This is a genomic window from Peptococcaceae bacterium 1198_IL3148 (assembly GCA_036763105.1).
Lineage (GTDB): Bacteria > Bacillota > Desulfotomaculia > Desulfotomaculales > Desulfohalotomaculaceae > JBAIYS01.
Genome location: JBAIYS010000002.1, coordinates 230,513 through 247,541, shown reverse-complemented (window position 1 = coordinate 247,541; position 17,029 = coordinate 230,513). Strand labels below are relative to the sequence as shown.

At 42.0% G+C, this 17,029-nt stretch carries 14 protein-coding genes and 1 tRNA gene; 7 read left to right on the top strand and 8 right to left on the bottom strand.

Annotation, left to right across the window (positions count from 1 at the left end; genetic code table 11):
- Window positions 1-10 precede the first annotated feature (10 nt).
- The 6 genes from V6C27_03310 to V6C27_03285 are packed head-to-tail and all read right to left on the bottom strand — an operon-like array spanning window position 11 to window position 7,989.
- Window positions 11-1,162, bottom strand: coding sequence for a SpoIIE family protein phosphatase (locus V6C27_03310; protein ID MEG6615459.1), 1,152 nt, complete (start codon window positions 1,160-1,162; stop codon window positions 11-13).
- Window positions 1,163-1,168: 6 nt separating this feature from the next.
- Complete coding sequence (locus V6C27_03305; protein MEG6615458.1) at window positions 1,169-2,905, bottom strand: [Fe-Fe] hydrogenase large subunit C-terminal domain-containing protein; 1,737 nt, start codon at window positions 2,903-2,905, stop codon at window positions 1,169-1,171.
- A 58-nt stretch (window positions 2,906-2,963) separates the two neighbouring features.
- Window positions 2,964-4,988: a [FeFe] hydrogenase, group A gene (locus V6C27_03300; protein ID MEG6615457.1), complete on the bottom strand. Its 2,025-nt coding sequence runs from the start codon at window positions 4,986-4,988 to the stop codon at window positions 2,964-2,966.
- A 34-nt stretch (window positions 4,989-5,022) separates the two neighbouring features.
- The gene (gene nuoF / locus V6C27_03295; GenBank protein ID MEG6615456.1) at window positions 5,023-6,903 is read right to left on the bottom strand and encodes an NADH-quinone oxidoreductase subunit NuoF; all 1,881 of its coding nucleotides are present in this window, start codon (window positions 6,901-6,903) and stop codon (window positions 5,023-5,025) included.
- Between the two features lie 21 nt (window positions 6,904-6,924).
- Window positions 6,925-7,407 carry an NAD(P)H-dependent oxidoreductase subunit E gene (locus V6C27_03290; GenBank protein ID MEG6615455.1) on the bottom strand — a complete coding sequence of 161 codons (483 nt, stop codon included), beginning with the start codon at window positions 7,405-7,407 and terminating at the stop codon, window positions 6,925-6,927.
- A 30-nt stretch (window positions 7,408-7,437) separates the two neighbouring features.
- Window positions 7,438-7,989 carry an XRE family transcriptional regulator gene (locus tag V6C27_03285; protein ID MEG6615454.1) on the bottom strand — a complete coding sequence of 184 codons (552 nt, stop codon included), beginning with the start codon at window positions 7,987-7,989 and terminating at the stop codon, window positions 7,438-7,440.
- Between the two features lie 218 nt (window positions 7,990-8,207).
- On the opposite strand from V6C27_03285, the gene dinB reads away from it, so the two are divergent.
- From dinB to V6C27_03270, 3 genes are read left to right on the top strand one after another with little or no spacing between them, the layout of a single operon-like run.
- Window positions 8,208-9,413 carry a DNA polymerase IV gene (gene dinB, locus V6C27_03280; protein ID MEG6615453.1) on the top strand — a complete coding sequence of 402 codons (1,206 nt, stop codon included), beginning with the start codon at window positions 8,208-8,210 and terminating at the stop codon, window positions 9,411-9,413.
- Window positions 9,391-9,726, top strand: a complete 336-nt coding sequence (locus tag V6C27_03275) for a hypothetical protein (GenBank protein MEG6615452.1) — start codon at window positions 9,391-9,393, stop codon at window positions 9,724-9,726. Before dinB ends, V6C27_03275 begins: the two co-directional genes overlap by 23 nt.
- A gap of 57 nt (window positions 9,727-9,783) precedes the next feature.
- Window positions 9,784-11,151 (top strand): MATE family efflux transporter, encoded by a 1,368-nt coding sequence (locus tag V6C27_03270; protein ID MEG6615451.1) that lies wholly within the window; start codon window positions 9,784-9,786, stop codon window positions 11,149-11,151.
- 40 nt (window positions 11,152-11,191) lie between these two features.
- On the opposite strand, the gene V6C27_03265 is transcribed toward V6C27_03270, so the two are convergent.
- Window positions 11,192-12,037, bottom strand: coding sequence for a site-2 protease family protein (locus V6C27_03265; protein ID MEG6615450.1), 846 nt, complete (start codon window positions 12,035-12,037; stop codon window positions 11,192-11,194).
- 290 nt (window positions 12,038-12,327) lie between these two features.
- Here V6C27_03265 and V6C27_03260 point away from each other — a divergent pair.
- A tRNA-Sec gene (locus V6C27_03260) sits at window positions 12,328-12,425 on the top strand.
- Between the two features lie 126 nt (window positions 12,426-12,551).
- On the opposite strand, the gene V6C27_03255 is transcribed toward V6C27_03260, so the two are convergent.
- Window positions 12,552-13,595: an HD domain-containing phosphohydrolase gene (locus V6C27_03255; protein MEG6615449.1), complete on the bottom strand. Its 1,044-nt coding sequence runs from the start codon at window positions 13,593-13,595 to the stop codon at window positions 12,552-12,554.
- A gap of 410 nt (window positions 13,596-14,005) precedes the next feature.
- Between V6C27_03255 and V6C27_03250 the strand changes: the two genes are divergently transcribed.
- The 3 genes from V6C27_03250 (at window position 14,006) to V6C27_03240 (ending at window position 16,964) form a co-directional block, all read left to right on the top strand.
- Window positions 14,006-14,401 carry a hypothetical protein gene (locus V6C27_03250; GenBank protein MEG6615448.1) on the top strand — a complete coding sequence of 132 codons (396 nt, stop codon included), beginning with the start codon at window positions 14,006-14,008 and terminating at the stop codon, window positions 14,399-14,401.
- 308 nt (window positions 14,402-14,709) lie between these two features.
- The gene (locus V6C27_03245) at window positions 14,710-15,426 is read left to right on the top strand and encodes a universal stress protein (protein MEG6615447.1); all 717 of its coding nucleotides are present in this window, start codon (window positions 14,710-14,712) and stop codon (window positions 15,424-15,426) included.
- A gap of 5 nt (window positions 15,427-15,431) precedes the next feature.
- On the top strand, window positions 15,432-16,964 hold the full coding sequence (locus V6C27_03240; GenBank protein ID MEG6615446.1) for a cation acetate symporter: 1,533 nt from the start codon (window positions 15,432-15,434) through the stop codon (window positions 16,962-16,964).
- Window positions 16,965-17,029: the final 65 nt, after the last annotated feature.

Sequence of the window (17,029 nt, the reverse complement as noted above, 5' to 3'; positions counted from 1 at the left end):
AGCGGCATTTTTAATAATATTCCTCAGTAACATTTTTACCTTTGTCCTTTAGCACAGTAATTAAATCACGTATTACATGTTGTTTGTAGGTATAAATTGCCGGCACCCCTACCCCTTGCAGGGCGGGATTAGCAGCGGTACCAATAATAAAACTAATGTCATCGGCCTCCGACAGAAGTACCGCCAGCCTACTGGCACCATCTTTGTTACCCTTTAGGTCCTTTAGCTTAATGCCATATTTAAGATATTCCAAAGCATAAACTAGCGTAACTGCACCCTCGGTTACTAAATCTATACCAGGCAAAATTCCAATGGGTGGTACTTTTTTTGTATTGGTAGTCAAGTCCACCGCCACCTCACGGCCTAAAATGCGCCCCACAATGTTACCGGTGGTGCCACCACAAACCACTTTAGCACCGGATTCACTCATCAGTCGATTTACCACTGCGTAATCATCTTCTTTATTGGCCGGAGGACCGATCATTACAGTTACGTTCCGAGCTTGGCGGGCCTTTACCACCACAACAGTGGCATCATCCCCCGGTTGCTCGCCGTACAAATTGTAGCATAGATGAATAATTTCCTCAGCCCACTCCTGGGCGTTTTTGCTTGGCAAATATGTTTCTTCAAGGAGTTGGCCGATTCTTGCTCGACCCCACCCCATATTCATTACCAAACCTACTCCGGCATGCAACACCCCATCACTGACCATTACCAACCAGTCATTATCCTTCATTTCAAAAAAATATTCATTAATCTCTTTATCTGCAATGGTTCGAGTAATTTGGTGTGGTTTAAGTATTCTATGATTATGGCCAACAAAGACTTGGGGATTATCAAATTCCACCACATAGGTTCTTCCATCGTGCTTAATTTTAGCCACTGTAAAGGTGCTATAGGCTAACTTTCTTATCTTACAGGTGGGCAAGGTGCTGGCTATGGTTTCAATAACCTCGTCGATATCACCGCCCATTTTTAACATGGTGCCAGCGGTTTTTACTGTTAATCTCGACAAAATATTGGCTTTAACACCACTACCTAAACCATCGGACATTACCACTATATTATCTTGGTCAGTGTTAAATATTTCCACATTATCGCCACAAAGTTCTTCGCCATGCTTTTTCAGTTGGGCAACTCCAAAATCAAATTTTATACTCATAGCACATTAACCCCTTTGTTGAGGTTCTTCGCGCATTAGCTTAATTAATTTAGTCAATTGTATTTTACTCTCTGCCGTAGCTTCGCCCAACAAGCCAGCGATCTCTTGAGCCACCATCATTTGTTTTTCAATCACTTCTTGTGACTGCATAATGGTTTGATTTTTAATCAATTCAAACTGTTCCCGTTGTCGCTTTTCCTCGGTAATATCAACAAAAATACCCACTACAATATTTTCCTCAACTACCGGAAAAATAAATTCACTGGTAACAATGTTTCTATCTGGATAAGTACAACAGACGTGAATCATTGATCCATCTTTAACCGCCCGGTTAAAATTGCTGGTGTTAATTAAAGCACTAAGATTTTCTCCCACAATTTTGCTAGCTGAAATGTTAAACAATTTTTCGGCCGCCGGGTTAATCTCCAATACCTTTAAACCTTCATCCGCAATAATAATGCCGTTAGGCATGGCAGAAGTAACCACGTTGGACAAAGACTCTGCTCGTTTGCGCATATAGGGAATACACATTTCCACTTCGGCTTTACCTTGGAAAACCGCCACTGCTTTGTCCCGACAAGTATCGTAGCCACAGGCACCACAGTTTAATTCATCCTCAGTTTTAACTTTCCCAGTCTTGGCAAGTATTTCCCTTAGGTCTGCTTCAGTGGGTAGTGGTAAATCAAGTTTTTGAGACTGATAACTGCGGGTTAATTGCTCCACCGGCAATTCCGGCAATGGTTGATCATCGGCAGTATTAATAAACGATTGATAATAATTCAACACTTTACGTTTTCTGGCATATAAACTTTGGTCCTGATCCAGTGCCAGTGGACCGTTAATACATCCACCCTTACAGGCCAGCAGTTCAATTAACTTGGGTGGTTCAGCTACATTACCGGCAGCCAGGTGGTTGAGAAACTCCATACAATCCTCTAAACCACTGGCAGAAAAATACTCTTCGTCAGGGCTTGACAAACCATCTTTGATACCTTTAAACATACCCCCATCCAAAGGATACAGGCTGGCATCGCCGGTTACCGGGTTATCAAATTTTGCTGGGAACAAACTGTTTAAATCAACCCCCAATTGCTCCACCAGCTGCCATAGCTCGTTAAAACCCAGTACAAAATCCACAGCGTCATTAATGCTTGCTGTGGTATATTCATCCTTTTTGGCCACACATGGTCCAACGAAGACCACCTTTGCATCTGGGTATCGTTGTTTAAGATAGCGCCCATGGGCAATCATCGGCGAAACCACCGGTGCCAACATCGATATTAACTCCGGATAATAGCGTTCCACCAAGTTAACAATTACTGGACATGAACTACTAATAAGTGGTTCCTCGAAACCAATCTGTAGGTGGCGCCGGGACACCATCCCGGCACCTACAGACGTTTCTTCCACAATTTCAAAACCCAACTGCCTTAGCAAACTGGGCATTAGATCAGCACTTAGAGGTACTGCAGCCACAAAGGAAGGGGCTACAGTACAGACCAATTTTTCACCATTGGCCAACAGTTGTTTTACTTGCTCCAGATCACTATGATTTAATTTTTTGGCACTTTGAGGACAGATTTCAATGCAGCATCCACCTTTAACGCACAGCTCATCTATAATACTCACATGGGGAGCATTTTTATCGTTGGTATTGCTAATGGCAATTGCTTTAACTGGGCAAGTCCTTACACACTTGTAACAGTCCAAGCACTTTGCTTCGTTGGTGGTAATTAAGCCCATCACATCTCATCCTTTCGAATGGTTATAACTGATTAACTATCCATTCGACTTAATTATATTAAGAATTTAAAGCTAAATCCACCTTAATTGCTATTTTTGTCTTAAAGATATGTTCAACGTTGTCCATATTAATACCGGTGATGATTTCATCATCTATCTTAATTGACACGCCTTGATCACATTTTTCTAAGCAGAATGTGCCGGTCAGTTGAACGTAGTCCTCCATACTCCACTTTTTAATCAATTCGGTAAATTTATTCATGATGTCATAGGAGCCACGAAGGTAACAACCAGTACCTACACATACTTGTACATGCACAGAACCACCCTCTTTCGTGTCATTTACTTCAATTGCTTTTCCGGTAATCCGTCTACGGGGCGTATAGTTAGTGTGCAAGTCATGGTGTGTGTTTTCAGATGCAGCACCGCCGAACCATTCATTCAGTATTTTATTAACGTAGATGTTATCTTGAGCTTTATGCACCTGCTCCATTGCATCCAGTCGGTAAATTTCTTTCAGCCGTTGCACTCTGGTTGCAGTGTCGTTAACCTCTGGTTGACCACCACCACCAACGCAGCCTGTGGGGCAACACATTACTTCCACGGCATGATAGAATGCTTCGCCTTTTTTAATTTTTTGAATTAGTTTTTCAGCATTGCCAATGCCATTGGCCACTGCCAGTTTAAGCTCTGTACCATCTACCTCTACTGATGCTTCTTTAATACCTTCTATACCACGCACTGGATAAAAATCTATCCGGCCCACATCTGCGCCACCGGTATAGCCTGCGACAAAGCGCACCACAGATTCCATCACCCCACCGGAAGCACCAAAGATTAACGCACTGCCGGAACCCATGCCCAGCGGATTGTCAAATCCCACTGGCTCCAATTCCTTAAATATAATGCCAGACTCTTTAATCATTTGGGATAACTCCACTGTGGTCAGCACGATATCCACATCGGGAACACCATCGGTGGTAAACTCAGGTCTTTTGGCTTCAAATTTCTTAGCGGTACAAGGCATAATAGAGATACAAACCACTTCTTTGGCCTCTTTACCGATTTTATTAGCATAATGTTTTTTCACCAGCGAGCCAAACATTTGTTGCGGCGAACGACAGCTGGATAAGTTACTTAACATGTCTGCATGGTTTTGCTCGCAGTACTTAATCCAACCGGGACAACAGGAAGTAAATAGTGGTAGTTTACCGCCGTTTTGTAAACGATCCATAAACTCCATCGATTCTTCGATGGTGGTCATGTCTGCCGAGAACAGAGTGTCAAATACTTTATCCACACCCATTTTCTTCAGGGCTGTCACCATTTTACCAGTTACCTTTTCACTGGTTTCTAAACCAAATTCTTCTCCTAAAGCCACCCGCACTGCTGGAGCAATTTGTACCACCACAGTTTTGTTAGGATCATGAATTGCCCGCCAAGCCTGCTCCACTTCTGACTTAATGGTTAAAGCACCGGTGGGGCATACCGCCACGCACTGACCACAGTTTACGCAGGCCACCTCGGAAAGATTTTTGCCAAAGGCAGTGGTAACTTCGGTTTTGCTACCCCGATGGGCAAAGTCCCAAACCCCAATGCCTTGGATTTCTTTACACATACGCACACAATCACCACAAAGGATGCACTTGTTGGGGTCTTTAACAATACTGTTACCGGATTCATCTATAGGTAATTTCACATCTCGATTGCCAAACCGAACTTTGGTCACACCAAACTGCTTGGCCAATTTCTGCAATTTACAACTGGTACTCTTACCACAGGTGGTGCATTCCCGGTCATGGTTAGCCAACAGCAGTTCAATAATCATCCGCCGCAGGCGTCTAACCCGTTCGGTGTTGGTATGAATAATCATACCATCACTGGGGGGAGTGGAGCAAGAAGCCACCAACCCCATTTTTTCCACTTCCACCATACACAATCTACAGGCACCATAAATACTTAACTCTGAGTGATAACAAAAGGTAGGTAGTTCTATACCGGCACGACGGGCTAATTCTAATATGTTTTTGGCACCATTTATTTCAACAATTTGACCATCAATGGTCACTTTACTGGTACTCATTTTTCACACTCCTTATCACTGGTAAGTTGGGACATTAGGCTGTATAAATAGCTCCAAATTTACATTTTTCCATACAAGTGCCGCACTTAGCACATATAGTTGTATTTATTGTGTGTGGTTGCTTTTTCTCGCCACTGATGGCGCCAACGGGACAAACCCGAGCACAAAGTCCGCAACCTTTACACTTTTCAGCATCAATAACGTAATCTTGTAAATCTTTACATGCACCAGCCGGACACTTTTTGTCCCGAACGTGGGCCAGATATTCATCGCGGAAGTAACGGAGTGTAGTCAATACTGGGTTAGGGGCAGTTTTACCCAAACCACAGAGCGCTCCATCCTGTACTGTATAAGCCAGTTCTTCCAATAGCGCCAAGTCATCTTCAGTGGCCAGTCCTTTGGTAATATTAGTAAGAATTTCCAACATCCGCTTAGTGCCTTCGCGGCATGGTACACACTTACCACAGGATTCATTTTGGATAAAGCCCATAAAGAATTTGGCCGTTTCAACCATACAGGTATCCTGTCCCATTACCACCAAGCCACCGGAACCAACCATGGCACCAACTTTTTTCAATTCATCATAGTCTAACCTAACGTCCAAGTGATCTTTAGTTAAGCAGCCACCGGAAGGGCCACCAATTTGTACCGCCTTGTACTCTTTACCGGCCTGCAGACCACCACCGATATCAAAAACAATTTCTTTTAATGTCATCCCCATGGGCACTTCCACCAAACCAGTGTGGGCTACTTGTCCAGCCAAAGCGAAGGTTTTTGTACCGGGACTACTTTCAGTACCAAAGGCCCGGAACCATTTGCCACCATTTAATATAATGGATGTCAGGTTGGCCAATGTTTCAACGTTGTTGATAACGGTGGGGCATCCCCATAAACCCTTAGTGGCTGGGAAGGGTGGCTTGGGACGGGGCATCCCCCGTTCACCTTCAATGGAGGCTATCAATGCCGATTCTTCACCACAAACAAAGGCGCCGGCACCTTCTTTAACATGTAGTTTAAATGAAAAACCTGAGCCTAAAATATTTTCTCCTAAAATGCCAAGCTTTTCACATTCTGCAATGGCTCTCCTTAAACGCTTTACCGCCAGCGGGTACTCAGCCCTTACATAAAAGTAACCCTCATCTGCACCAATGGCGTAACCAGCTATCATCATGCTTTCAATCATCCGGTGGGGGTCACCTTCCATTAACGACCGGTCCATAAAGGCACCGGGGTCACCTTCGTCACCGTTACAAATAATATACTTTTTATCTCCTTTAGCAGCAGCGGCAAACTGCCATTTGCGACCAGTGGGGAAACCCGCGCCACCACGGCCCCTTAGGCCTGATTCCAAAACTTCATTAATTACTTCTTCTGGTTTCATTTCAAACATTGCTTTAGTAATGGCTTGATAACCATTGTGGGCAATATAATCATTGATATCATCCGGATTAACTCTACCGCAGTGCTCTAAAGCCACCCGGGTTTGCATTTTATAGAAAGGCACTTCATCTTGAGTTTTTACTTGTTTACCGGTGACTGGATGGCTATACAGCAATCTTTCAACCAGTTGACCATTTAGTATGTGTTGCTCCACAATATCATCAACATCGGTTTCTTTAACGTGATGATAGAAAACACCCTCCGGTTCTATCCGCACCAATGGACCCATTTGGCAAAAACCGTGACAACCGCTGACATTAACGGCACAGGGCTCATCTTCTTTTTCTTCCATCAGCTCCACCTTAACAGCTAAACCCTTTTCAATCAGCTTAGCCTTTAATGCTTCATATACTTTTAATGAACCATTGGCCACACAACCGGTACCGGCACAAACTAATATACGCAATTTTTCTTTCCTTAAGGCATCTTGGGCCTGTTCAAATAATTTATTTAAATCTTCACGTGACTTAAGCATCTCTCTGCCTCCTCGTACGGATTATTCAGCTTCTTTAAGTTTGTTTACTACTTCCAGAATACCTTCTGGAGTCATTTGACCATATACTTCAACATCATTCACCGTTACCACCGGTGCTAAGCCACATGCTCCCAAGCATGATACGCTTTCCACTGTGAACTGCAGATCTTCAGTGGTTGACTGATCGGCCTGTAACTGCAAATCTTTTTTGACTGCAAAGTTAATTGGTTCTGAACCACGTACGTGGCAAGCAGTGCCGTCACAAATCCTGATCACATATTTGCCTTTAGGAATTAAAGAGAACTGAGCATAAAATGTTGCAACTCCATACACTGTTGCCGGTGGCAAGTTCATGGCAGTAGCAATATATGTAAGTACCTCTTCTGGCAAATAACGATACTCTTCTTGCACTTCCTGTAGGATCGCAATCAAGTGGGCTGTTTGGCCTTTGTGCTTATCGATTATCTCCTGCAATTTTTGAAACTTTCTTTCTGGCGATTCCACTGCTAAATCCCCCTTATTTAATCTTTTAAATTATATTCCAGGTGGACTAACCACCCATAAACCAACTGCTTTTTTGTCACCAACATTTTTTACTGCGGTGGGGCTGTCAAACATAAAATAAGCAGCATCCCCTTCTTCAACGACGTAACCTTTATTATTAGCGGTTACCTCTACCTTGCCTTGGATAATATAGATAAAATCTTCGTGAGTACCATTAATCACTGGTAACTCAACCTCACCATCACCGGTTTCCAATTCAAACACCAGCGGTTGCATCTTTTTGTTTCTGGTGCCTAAAAAGGCTAGCATATCCAACTTCATGCCTTCGTTCTCGGTGGCTATCCTCCGGCGGTTATTCTTTCTGATTAAAACCCATTCTTCAGGTAACTCTTCTTCAATCAGTAGGCTCATGTTAGTTTTTAATGCAGTCGCCATACTTTTTAACGTGGAGAAGGACGGAGAAACCTTATTCTGTTCTAATTGGTAAATAAAGCTGGCCGTAACCCCTACCTGTTGCGCTAATTGTCTTACGCTGAGGTTATTGTTGATCCGCAGTTGTTTTATTCGCTCGCCCAGTGTCATTATTTAGCCAGCCCCCTCTTATTTAACGCTTCGGAATAATCAGAATATTTACGTCTTTTATTATATTTAGTTACTTTACACATGTCAAGTAATTGTTGAGCATTTTAAACCAATTGTTATTTTATATTAATTAAATTTACGCTCTCATTGTTTTGCAGCGCCAAAACCTTTAAAATAATCCTTGTCACAGAACATTTGTTTGCAGTATACTGTTAATTATGAAAGAAAGAGTTATTTTATTGGTGGATATGAATAGTTTTTTTGCTTCAGTGCATCAGGCTCTGGAGCCTGCATTGCGGGGTAAAGCGGTAATTGTTTGCGGCGATCCCCGCAAAAGGCATGGCATCGTGCTGGCTGCTTCTTATGAAGCCAAACGGCCCTACGGGGTTAAAACCGGCATGACAGTAAATGAAGCCCGCAGTCTATGCCCCCATGGCATTTTTGTTTCACCTCAATACCAACACTATTTTAGTTTTTCCAGCCGAATAGTAAATATTTTGCGGGATTTCAGCCCACTGGTGGAACCCTTCAGCATTGACGAATCCTTTGTAGATATCAGTGGTTCTTTGGGGTTATTAGGACAGCCAATTGAAATTGCCTGCAATATCAAAAAACGAATTAAAACAGAAGTGGGGGTTACTTGCAGTGTTGGCATTGGCCCTAATAAGTTGCTGGCTAAAATGGCTTGTGGTTTACAAAAACCAGATGGGTTAACAGCGGTGAGCAAAGAGGAGGTGCCGTTAAAAATTTGGCCATTACCGATACGGGAATTGTTTGGGGTGGGCAAAAGATATGAAAAACATTTACACGCTTTAAACATTAAAACCATTGGCCAGTTGGCTAATTTCCCAGTAAAAATATTAACCAGCAAATTTGGGATGATGGGAGAAATTTTACACTTATCAGCCAATGGTATTGACTATAGCCCGGTGGATCCCACCAGTTTGGAAAATGTGAAAAGCATTGGCAATCAAATTACATTGCCCCAAGATTATGAAGGCTTCGAAGAAATAAAGGTGGTTATTTTGGAACTGGCCGAACAAGTTTGTTATCGAGCCCGAATGGCCAACTACTCCGGAAAAACTGTTTCCTTAACTTTAAGGGATCATTTTTTAACCACCAAAAGTCACGCCATCACCATGCCGCAACCCTCCAATATCACCAGCGAGGTTTACCAAGTGGCAGTATCTTTAATGAAAAAGCACTGGCCCAACGACGTTAAGGTTAGGTCGGTGGGAGTAACCCTTTCCAATCTAACCACCGATGGCAACCGCCAGTTGGACTTGGTTAGTGATGTGCTACGTCAAGAAAATTTAGAAAAAGCTTGTGATACCATTAAAAACCGTTGGGGGTACGATGCCATTAAACGGGCAGTATCCTTAACAGATTTAGGAGTTTATTATGAGCGGAAGAAAACTAGATAAATATTATCAAAACAATTTTTTATACCGCAGCCACACCATGATGTTGCCCGAGATGTTGGAAAAAAACATTCACACCTGTCAAGATTGTGTTTACTTTGTCACCGTCATTGGCAAATGCCAAAATAAAACCTGCTGCGTACAAACCATCTCTGTGTATCACAACAAAGCTAAAATGCCCCCAAAGCAAATTAGCATTTATGATCTATTAAAACATCTGTCACCCGAACAACTGATGGATTTGGTAGAAACCAGCTCAGCCTACAAAATTTGCTGTAGCAGTTTCATTAAAAAAATAGTCGTTGCCGGTGGGTAAAAATGATATAATAATAAAATTGTCATCTAAATCGTCATGTTTTAAGGAGGATAAACGATGCAACCCACCTGGTCTTTACGAGAAAAGGGACAACAGTTACTAACTATTTTATGGCCCATTTTTATTACCCAGTTAATGATTTATTCAATGAGCTTAGTCGATACAATCATGTCCGGTCACGCAGGCACCAACGACCTAGCAGGAGTCGCCATTGGTTCCAGTCTTTGGACACCAATTTTTTCTGGCGTAACCGGCGTCCTAATTGCCACCACCCCCATTATCGCTCAACATTTGGGGGCTAACCGCCGGGATAAAATCCCCTTTACAGTGATACAGGGAATTTATATAGCCATCGCTATTTCTCTATTTATCATAATGGGCGGCACCTTCGTTCTAAAGCCGATTTTGTCCAACATGAACCTAGATGCTCCAGTACGAGATATCGCTTATCATTATTTAATGGGTTTATCCATTGGCATTGCACCGCTGTTTATCTATACCATATTGCGCTGTTTTATTGAATCATTGGGAAAAACCAGAATAACTATGATGATTACTCTAACGTCACTACCAATAAACGTAACGCTAAATTATTTATTAATCTTCGGCAAACTAGGCTTTCCCCGTTTGGGCGGAGCAGGTGCCGGATATGCCACAGGCATAACCTATTGGTGTATACTGCTGATTACCCTCTGGACGGTACATAAAGTGAAGCCCTTTGCCGATTACCAGGTGTTTAAAAAGTGGCACCCCATTTCTTTAACAGCTTGGAAAAATCAGCTCCAATTGGGGATTCCCATCGGCCTATCAATATTTTTTGAGGGGAGCTTTTTTGCCGCCGTCACACTGCTAATGAGTCAGTACAGCACCATTACCATCGCCGCCCACCAAGCCGCGATGAACTTTGCTTCCTTCCTATACATGGTGCCATTAAGCATTTCGATGGCCTTAACCATTGCAGTGGGATATGAAGTGGGGGCAAAAAGGTACCAAGATGCTAAACAGTACAGTTTTTTGGGCCTTGGCATCGCTTTAGGACTGGCGGTTTGTTGCGGTGTCGCCATCCTGCTCTTTAAAGAACAGGTAGCCGGTTTATATACCCAAGATAGGGCGGTACTGCAGCTAAGCCAACAATTTCTAATGTTCGCCATCTTTTTTCAATTATCAGACGCCATCGTTACTCCAGTGCAAGGCATATTGCGGGGCTATAAAGATGTAAACATTGCCTCGATAGTTACCTTTACTTCGTTCTGGATAGTGGGGTTACCACTGGGCCATATCCTGTCCACCTACGGCTCCTGGGGAGCCTTCGGTTATTGGATTGGGTTCATCGTGGGGCTGGCCATTGGAGCGGTTTTCTTACTAAGTCGGATGGTCATACTGCAACGAAAAGTGGTGGCCAGGAGATTAAAACCAGTTTGCTAATAAGGAAAAGGGGCTGTTGCAAAACTTTGCAACAGCCCTATTATCCCATTGAACCAATAAATTGCTGTGATAAATCCAGCGAGTACATCATCATCCCCACCAGTATAGTTATCAACAACAAATAGGCTAAACCAATTTTAAAGCGAAACTGCGGTTCTACTTGCAAGTAAGTTGCCATTTGATGTCGGTTTTTAATCATCGACACCAACTCCATCACACCGAGAACCAATACCAGTAACAAGATATAGGCATGCAATTTAAGCATCAGAATAACCGCCCCAACAATACCTATCACCCAAATCACTGGGGATAGTGCTTTGGTAATTCTGCCACCATCCAACATTCCCAAGGGCAATAAATTAAACAGGTTTAAAAAGGCCGTTAGATAGGCTAACCCAACCCAATAGAGCGATCCGGTGATGTCCCACAACAACAAACAAACTGCCGCCACCAAAGCACCAGCCACAGGGCCACCAATGGCAGAAATTGCTTCCTGCTTAACGCTTTTGGGCAGTTCTTTCATGGCGATAAAGGCACCAAAAAAAGGTATAAACATCGGCGCCGATACATCCAGTCCCACTTTTTTGGATGCCACCACATGGCCACTTTCATGAATAAAAATGGCTATTATAAAACCTAGGGCAAGAAGCCAGCCATAAAACTGGGCATAAATAACCACCGTTGCCGCCATGCTGATAAATGTAGCAGCAAATTTAGAAGCCTTCAAAGCAGCGAAAAGCACCTTGGCAATGGCAGCCAACTTGCCGAATTTAGTGACCGCCAACAGTGCGCCCAGCAGCCCAAACTTGGATAGCCAGCCATTCTTTTTCTTTTTGGCAGACGCATCTATACTTTCCGACAAGTTTTCTTGGGGATTGACTTCCAAATTATCCTCTCCTTTGAGTAATTATTGGGCGTTAAACATCGACAACAATGCTGCCGCCAATATCAAACCTAAAGTAATAAACACCACTGATAAAATTGTCTTTTTGTTCATTAAGTTGATTTCCTTTCCTTGTATTTAAAACAATCCTTAATTGTCACCTAAACAATCCTTAAATAATATATATTATAACTGTTTATCACAACATCTGGCCACAGTTTTAGCATACTTGACTGTAACTATGAAATGATTTAAAATTATATATGCTTTAGTACAATCTGACAATCTTTTATGGGAGTGGATGGTGCCTGGTGGTGCTCCCGGTCTTCAAAACCGGTCGTTGGGCAGCGTTCCTGTCCTAGGTGAGTTCGATTCTCACACACTCCCGCCAGTAATAGCAAGGCCTCCGACATTTTCGGAGGCTTTTTTTGATTTGTTCTGTTTAATGCTGTGGTAATTGGTCAGCTCTCTCCCAAGCCTTCAACACTTTTGGTGCATAGCCTGGGCTCACCGCATTTTAACACCAAAGATTTGAATGTTCAAAATCCACTTCTCCTTTATTTAATTGTTCATAAATGGCATTAAATCTGGCTTCATTCTGAACAAAAACCTGCAAAATTTCTGGATCGAAATGACTGCCCTCACCCTGTTTGATTATTTTCATGCTCTCTTCATGGGAATGGGCCTCTTTATATACCCGCTTAGACCTTAGGGCATCATATACATCTACAATGGCCATTATTCTTGCTGACAAAGGAATATCTTGTCCTGATAAGCCATCAGGATATCCAGAACCATCCCACCTTTCATGATGAAAACGAGTGATACTAATCCCCAGTTCTAAAAACTTATTATCGGGGTATTTTTTCTTCACCTCTAACAAGGTGTTAGCTCCTATCACTGTGTGAGTTTTCATAATTTCAAATTCTTCTGTAGAGAGTTTGCCTGGCTTAAGCAAAATACTATCCGGTATCCCCACTTTGCCGATATCATGTAATGGACTGGCTTTAAATATATTATCAACATAATCATCATTGATATAATCTTGGTATTGAGGTAGATTGCGCAACTCACTGGCCAACAGTTTGCAAAATAATGCTACCCTTTCTATATGAGCACCGGTTTCATCATCCCGAGATTCTGATAATTTTACCAAAGAATAGATGGTGGCCAGTTGCGTCTCTGCAATTTCTTTGTCTTTGTTGCGATTTTTCTCAAACTCACGCCGGTAATATTCAGCAAAAAATCCAATTACATATGCAATTGTTGTATAAATGATTAATCTCAGTATCCAGTTTATCGAATCTTGACTTATATTTAAATCTACATCTAGTGGCATGATATTTCCCACTAACAATGCACTTACCGCTGCGTGTATAACGCCGTGTTTTTTACCATTTGTTGACGCCACAATGGCGATGGGGAAGTACATTAAATTTGCATAGACTTTAGTTGTTCCTCCGGTAACATAAACAATAATTGCTATTGTCACAGATAATATGTATGAAAAAATTAGAAAGTATTTATTTTTCACATTCACCGTTTTAGTACAAGTTTTCACAATATCATCCCTCATTTGGCTTCCCTTACAGGTACGCTTAAACACCGTTTTTAAACAAGAAATGGAATATTGTTCTTTTCATAACGATAATCTTATATTACCTCCCAAGCCACCGCAGATCAGCCCTAATGACTAATAATGCCCTATCATGTTGTCCCATTTGTCAAGATAATTTAATCAGTATTTTTGTACGGTTTTCGACATTCTGCATTAATTTCCTTCTAAAATTTTAAGATATCTTAAACAAATACAAACTGTCTACACAAAACAATTTTTATTTTCTCAATAATTAACTAAGTGAAAAAATACTTAATATAGAAACATCTGGAAAATACCTTTATTATTTTAGCAAAGCATGTTATGTTTATTGTAATAAATTTCACAATATCTAATAATAAGGAGGAGATAATATGCCGAAAATTAAAGAAAACGATATCGTGTTGTGGAGACCCAGTCAAAAAATTGGTTTGGAAAAAGACAAGGTGGGTAGAGTGGTTGCTGTTCGGGAAGATAATGTCGATGTATTACGTTGCTCTTGTATACCAATTATCACCCTCCCCAAAAGCGCTGTTACCGTCATTGGAACCACAGATGATGATGACTTTTTAGAAGATGCTAACAATATTTATAATGCTTCACGGGTGTTGTTGCAAAAGAATATTAGTCGTTTAGCAATTGAAGAAAACGAAAAGAATTCCCTCTTGAAATTATTGAGCAGAATCAATATGTATGACGATATTTTAAAACTAGCTGAAAAACAATTTTGTATGGATGAACCCAGCGACAAACTATCAATGATTGAATAAAAAATACTTTTAATATGGTTTAAATCACAGTTTTAATTGGAACAAAACCTACTTTAAATTGCATGTACGCCTAAAAATAATATGGTATTTTTCAATCGACCGCCAGTTATGACAACTGACGGTTTTATTATTGCCGTCGAAAGAAATCGAATGTTTATTAAAAATAATACCAAAAATAATTTTACAAAACACATTCGCTAAACTGGCAAAATAGGCAGTTAACCGAGGTTCTATAGTCAACATAACCATCCATAGTTATAATACCCACATATAAATTGATTACCAACTAATTAAAAGAGGAGGGCAACATGGATAAAATATTAGTGGCCGTGGATGGTTATGAACCTTCCTTAGGCGCAGTGAAAAAAGCAATCGAGCTGGCATCGATGTACAATGCAGAGGTTATTGCGTTAAAGGTGCAGGAAAATTCACCGCTTTTAATGGCTGAGAAGAAATACGAAGCCACCCGTACCACTGGGATAATTTATGATGACGTTTTAAATTTAGTGACAGAGTATGCTCGGCAGAAAAAAGTGCGCCTTCAGACCATTGAATTTACCGGGGTAGTTGCCGGTACAATTCTACAGATCAGTCGCAATCACAAAGTAGACATCATTGTCATGGGTGACACCGCCCGCAGCGGTCTGGAGAAAATGCACTTCGGCAGCGTGGCAGAAAGTGTGTTAAAACGCTCTCATGTGCCGGTACTGGTCGTCAAAAGAGGCACTGTTGATATATCAGACATCCGGCAATTGGCAATGGAACATAAAAAAATGCCAATGGTCAATAAAGACGCATCTTCACCTCTGTTAAAGGAAAGCTGGAGTAAAAACTTTTTTCTTTCCTTTGGCTTTTTAACAGCCTTCATGCTTCTTTATTTCACCACTGCCATAATCAACACCACGTCGTTTCAAACCACCGCCGGAATATTATTGCTGAATGTGCCGCTGGGAGTTTGGCTTAGCTTCATGATATTTCCGGCATCATTAACACTCTGTTGGTTTTACTTGCGTTTAGGGAGGTAGTATTAATGCAAAATTCTTTATCATTGTTGATAGTACTAATTAGTATATTGCTAACAATCTCAGTGGCTTGGTATAGTAGGCGTTGGACCAGAACCACAGCCGATTTTTATGTGGCCGGAGGCAAAATCTCCTGGTTAGCCAATGGTTTAGCCTTGCTGGGTGATTATCTAAGCGCCGCCAGTTTTTTAGGTGTTGCCGGAGCAATCGCTATTTTTGGCATCGACCGGTTCTGGGATGGCATTGGCTACTTTGCCGGTTATATGACAGTGCTGTTTGTGGTCGCCTCTGCCTTGCGCAACACCGGTAAGTTTACCGTTACCGATGTGCTAATGGCGAGATTTAACTGTAGATACATCAGAGTAATTTCAGCCATAACCACATTAATTATCTGCACCTTTTACCTGGTGCCACAAATCATTGGCGCCGGAGGGTTGTTCCATCTGCTACTGGGCTGGGACTATTTGTTTACCATGATGGTGGTGGGTGTTTTAATGGCCCTTTATGTGGTGTTGGGTGGAATGCGCGGAACCACCTATAACCAAATTATCCAAGGAACGATGCTTTGGTTGGTAATGATGGTTATCTTCATCCTCATTACAATCCAACACTTCGATGGCAACCCGTTAAATATCATCCTACAGGCGCAACAAACTGTGCCGCCACAGGTGTCTCAGCAGGCTGGAATCACCGCATTAACACCAGGGGTCTTTTCCCATGATTTAATAAACCAACTGAGTTTCGTGCTGGCACTTTTTTTAGGGGTTGCTGGTTTACCTCACATTCTTACCCGATTATACACTGTACCCAGCGCAGAGGATGCCAGAAAAAGCCTGGTTCTCACGCTGAGTGGATTAGCGATCTTTTATGTTGCCACCTGCATGGTTGGTTTAGCTGCCATGATTATGCTTTACCCTACCCTGGTTGGATATTTAGCCAACGGAAATACCGGATTAGCCACTAACATGGTGGTACCTATGCTAAGCCAAGTTGTGGGTGGTGAGTTTTTAATGGGCCTGGCTGCTGCCGGAGCAATGTCTGCTATGCTAAGCACCGCTGCCGGCCTAATGATATCTGCCACCACTTGTCTGGCCCACGACCTTTATGCAGGCATTATCAATCCTAAAGCTAATCAGGAAAAACAATTGAGATTTGCCAAAACCGGTTCTGCAATGCTTTCATTAATTGCCATCATGTTAGCGGTTATATTAAGGGATCAAGGAATTTCTTTTCTGGTGGTCATCGCCTTTGGTATCGGCGCCAGCACCTTCGCACCGGTATTAATTTTAACCATCTGGTGGAAGGACTTTACCAGAGAGGGAGCCATTGCCGCAATGTGTACCGGGTTATTTATCAGTCTTATTTTTACCGGCGCCAGTTTTTTAGAGATACCCTACTTATTTAATGTCCCAGTCTTGGTTAATCCCGCCCTTTACAGCGTTGTGGGTGCTTTTCTCAGCGCCTTTACAGTCAGTTATTTGACTCAAGACAAAGGGGTTGTTCAGGAATTTATGTCTTTAGCCCATATTAATAAACAATAAAAAAAGCCTCGTCATTTGGCGAGGCTTTTTTTGTTCACCATTTTCATCTACCACTGGTAACTTTT

Excerpts from the sequence above, each read along its gene's own strand:
- V6C27_03310 (MEG6615459.1), bottom strand. The coding sequence starts at position 1,162 with ATGAGTATAAAATTTGATTTTGGAGTTGCCCAACTGAAAAAGCATGGC.
- V6C27_03240 (MEG6615446.1), top strand. The coding sequence starts at position 15,432 with ATGCAAAATTCTTTATCATTGTTGATAGTACTAATTAGTATATTGCTA.
- V6C27_03300 (MEG6615457.1), bottom strand. The coding sequence starts at position 4,988 with ATGAGTACCAGTAAAGTGACCATTGATGGTCAAATTGTTGAAATAAAT.
- V6C27_03285 (MEG6615454.1), bottom strand. The coding sequence starts at position 7,989 with ATGACACTGGGCGAGCGAATAAAACAACTGCGGATCAACAATAACCTC.
- V6C27_03250 (MEG6615448.1), top strand. The coding sequence starts at position 14,006 with ATGCCGAAAATTAAAGAAAACGATATCGTGTTGTGGAGACCCAGTCAA.
- dinB (MEG6615453.1), top strand. The coding sequence starts at position 8,208 with ATGAAAGAAAGAGTTATTTTATTGGTGGATATGAATAGTTTTTTTGCT.
- V6C27_03305 (MEG6615458.1), bottom strand. The coding sequence starts at position 2,905 with ATGGGCTTAATTACCACCAACGAAGCAAAGTGCTTGGACTGTTACAAG.
- V6C27_03275 (MEG6615452.1), top strand. The coding sequence starts at position 9,391 with ATGAGCGGAAGAAAACTAGATAAATATTATCAAAACAATTTTTTATAC.
- V6C27_03270 (MEG6615451.1), top strand. The coding sequence starts at position 9,784 with ATGCAACCCACCTGGTCTTTACGAGAAAAGGGACAACAGTTACTAACT.
- V6C27_03245 (MEG6615447.1), top strand. The coding sequence starts at position 14,710 with ATGGATAAAATATTAGTGGCCGTGGATGGTTATGAACCTTCCTTAGGC.
- nuoF (MEG6615456.1), bottom strand. The coding sequence starts at position 6,903 with ATGCTTAAGTCACGTGAAGATTTAAATAAATTATTTGAACAGGCCCAA.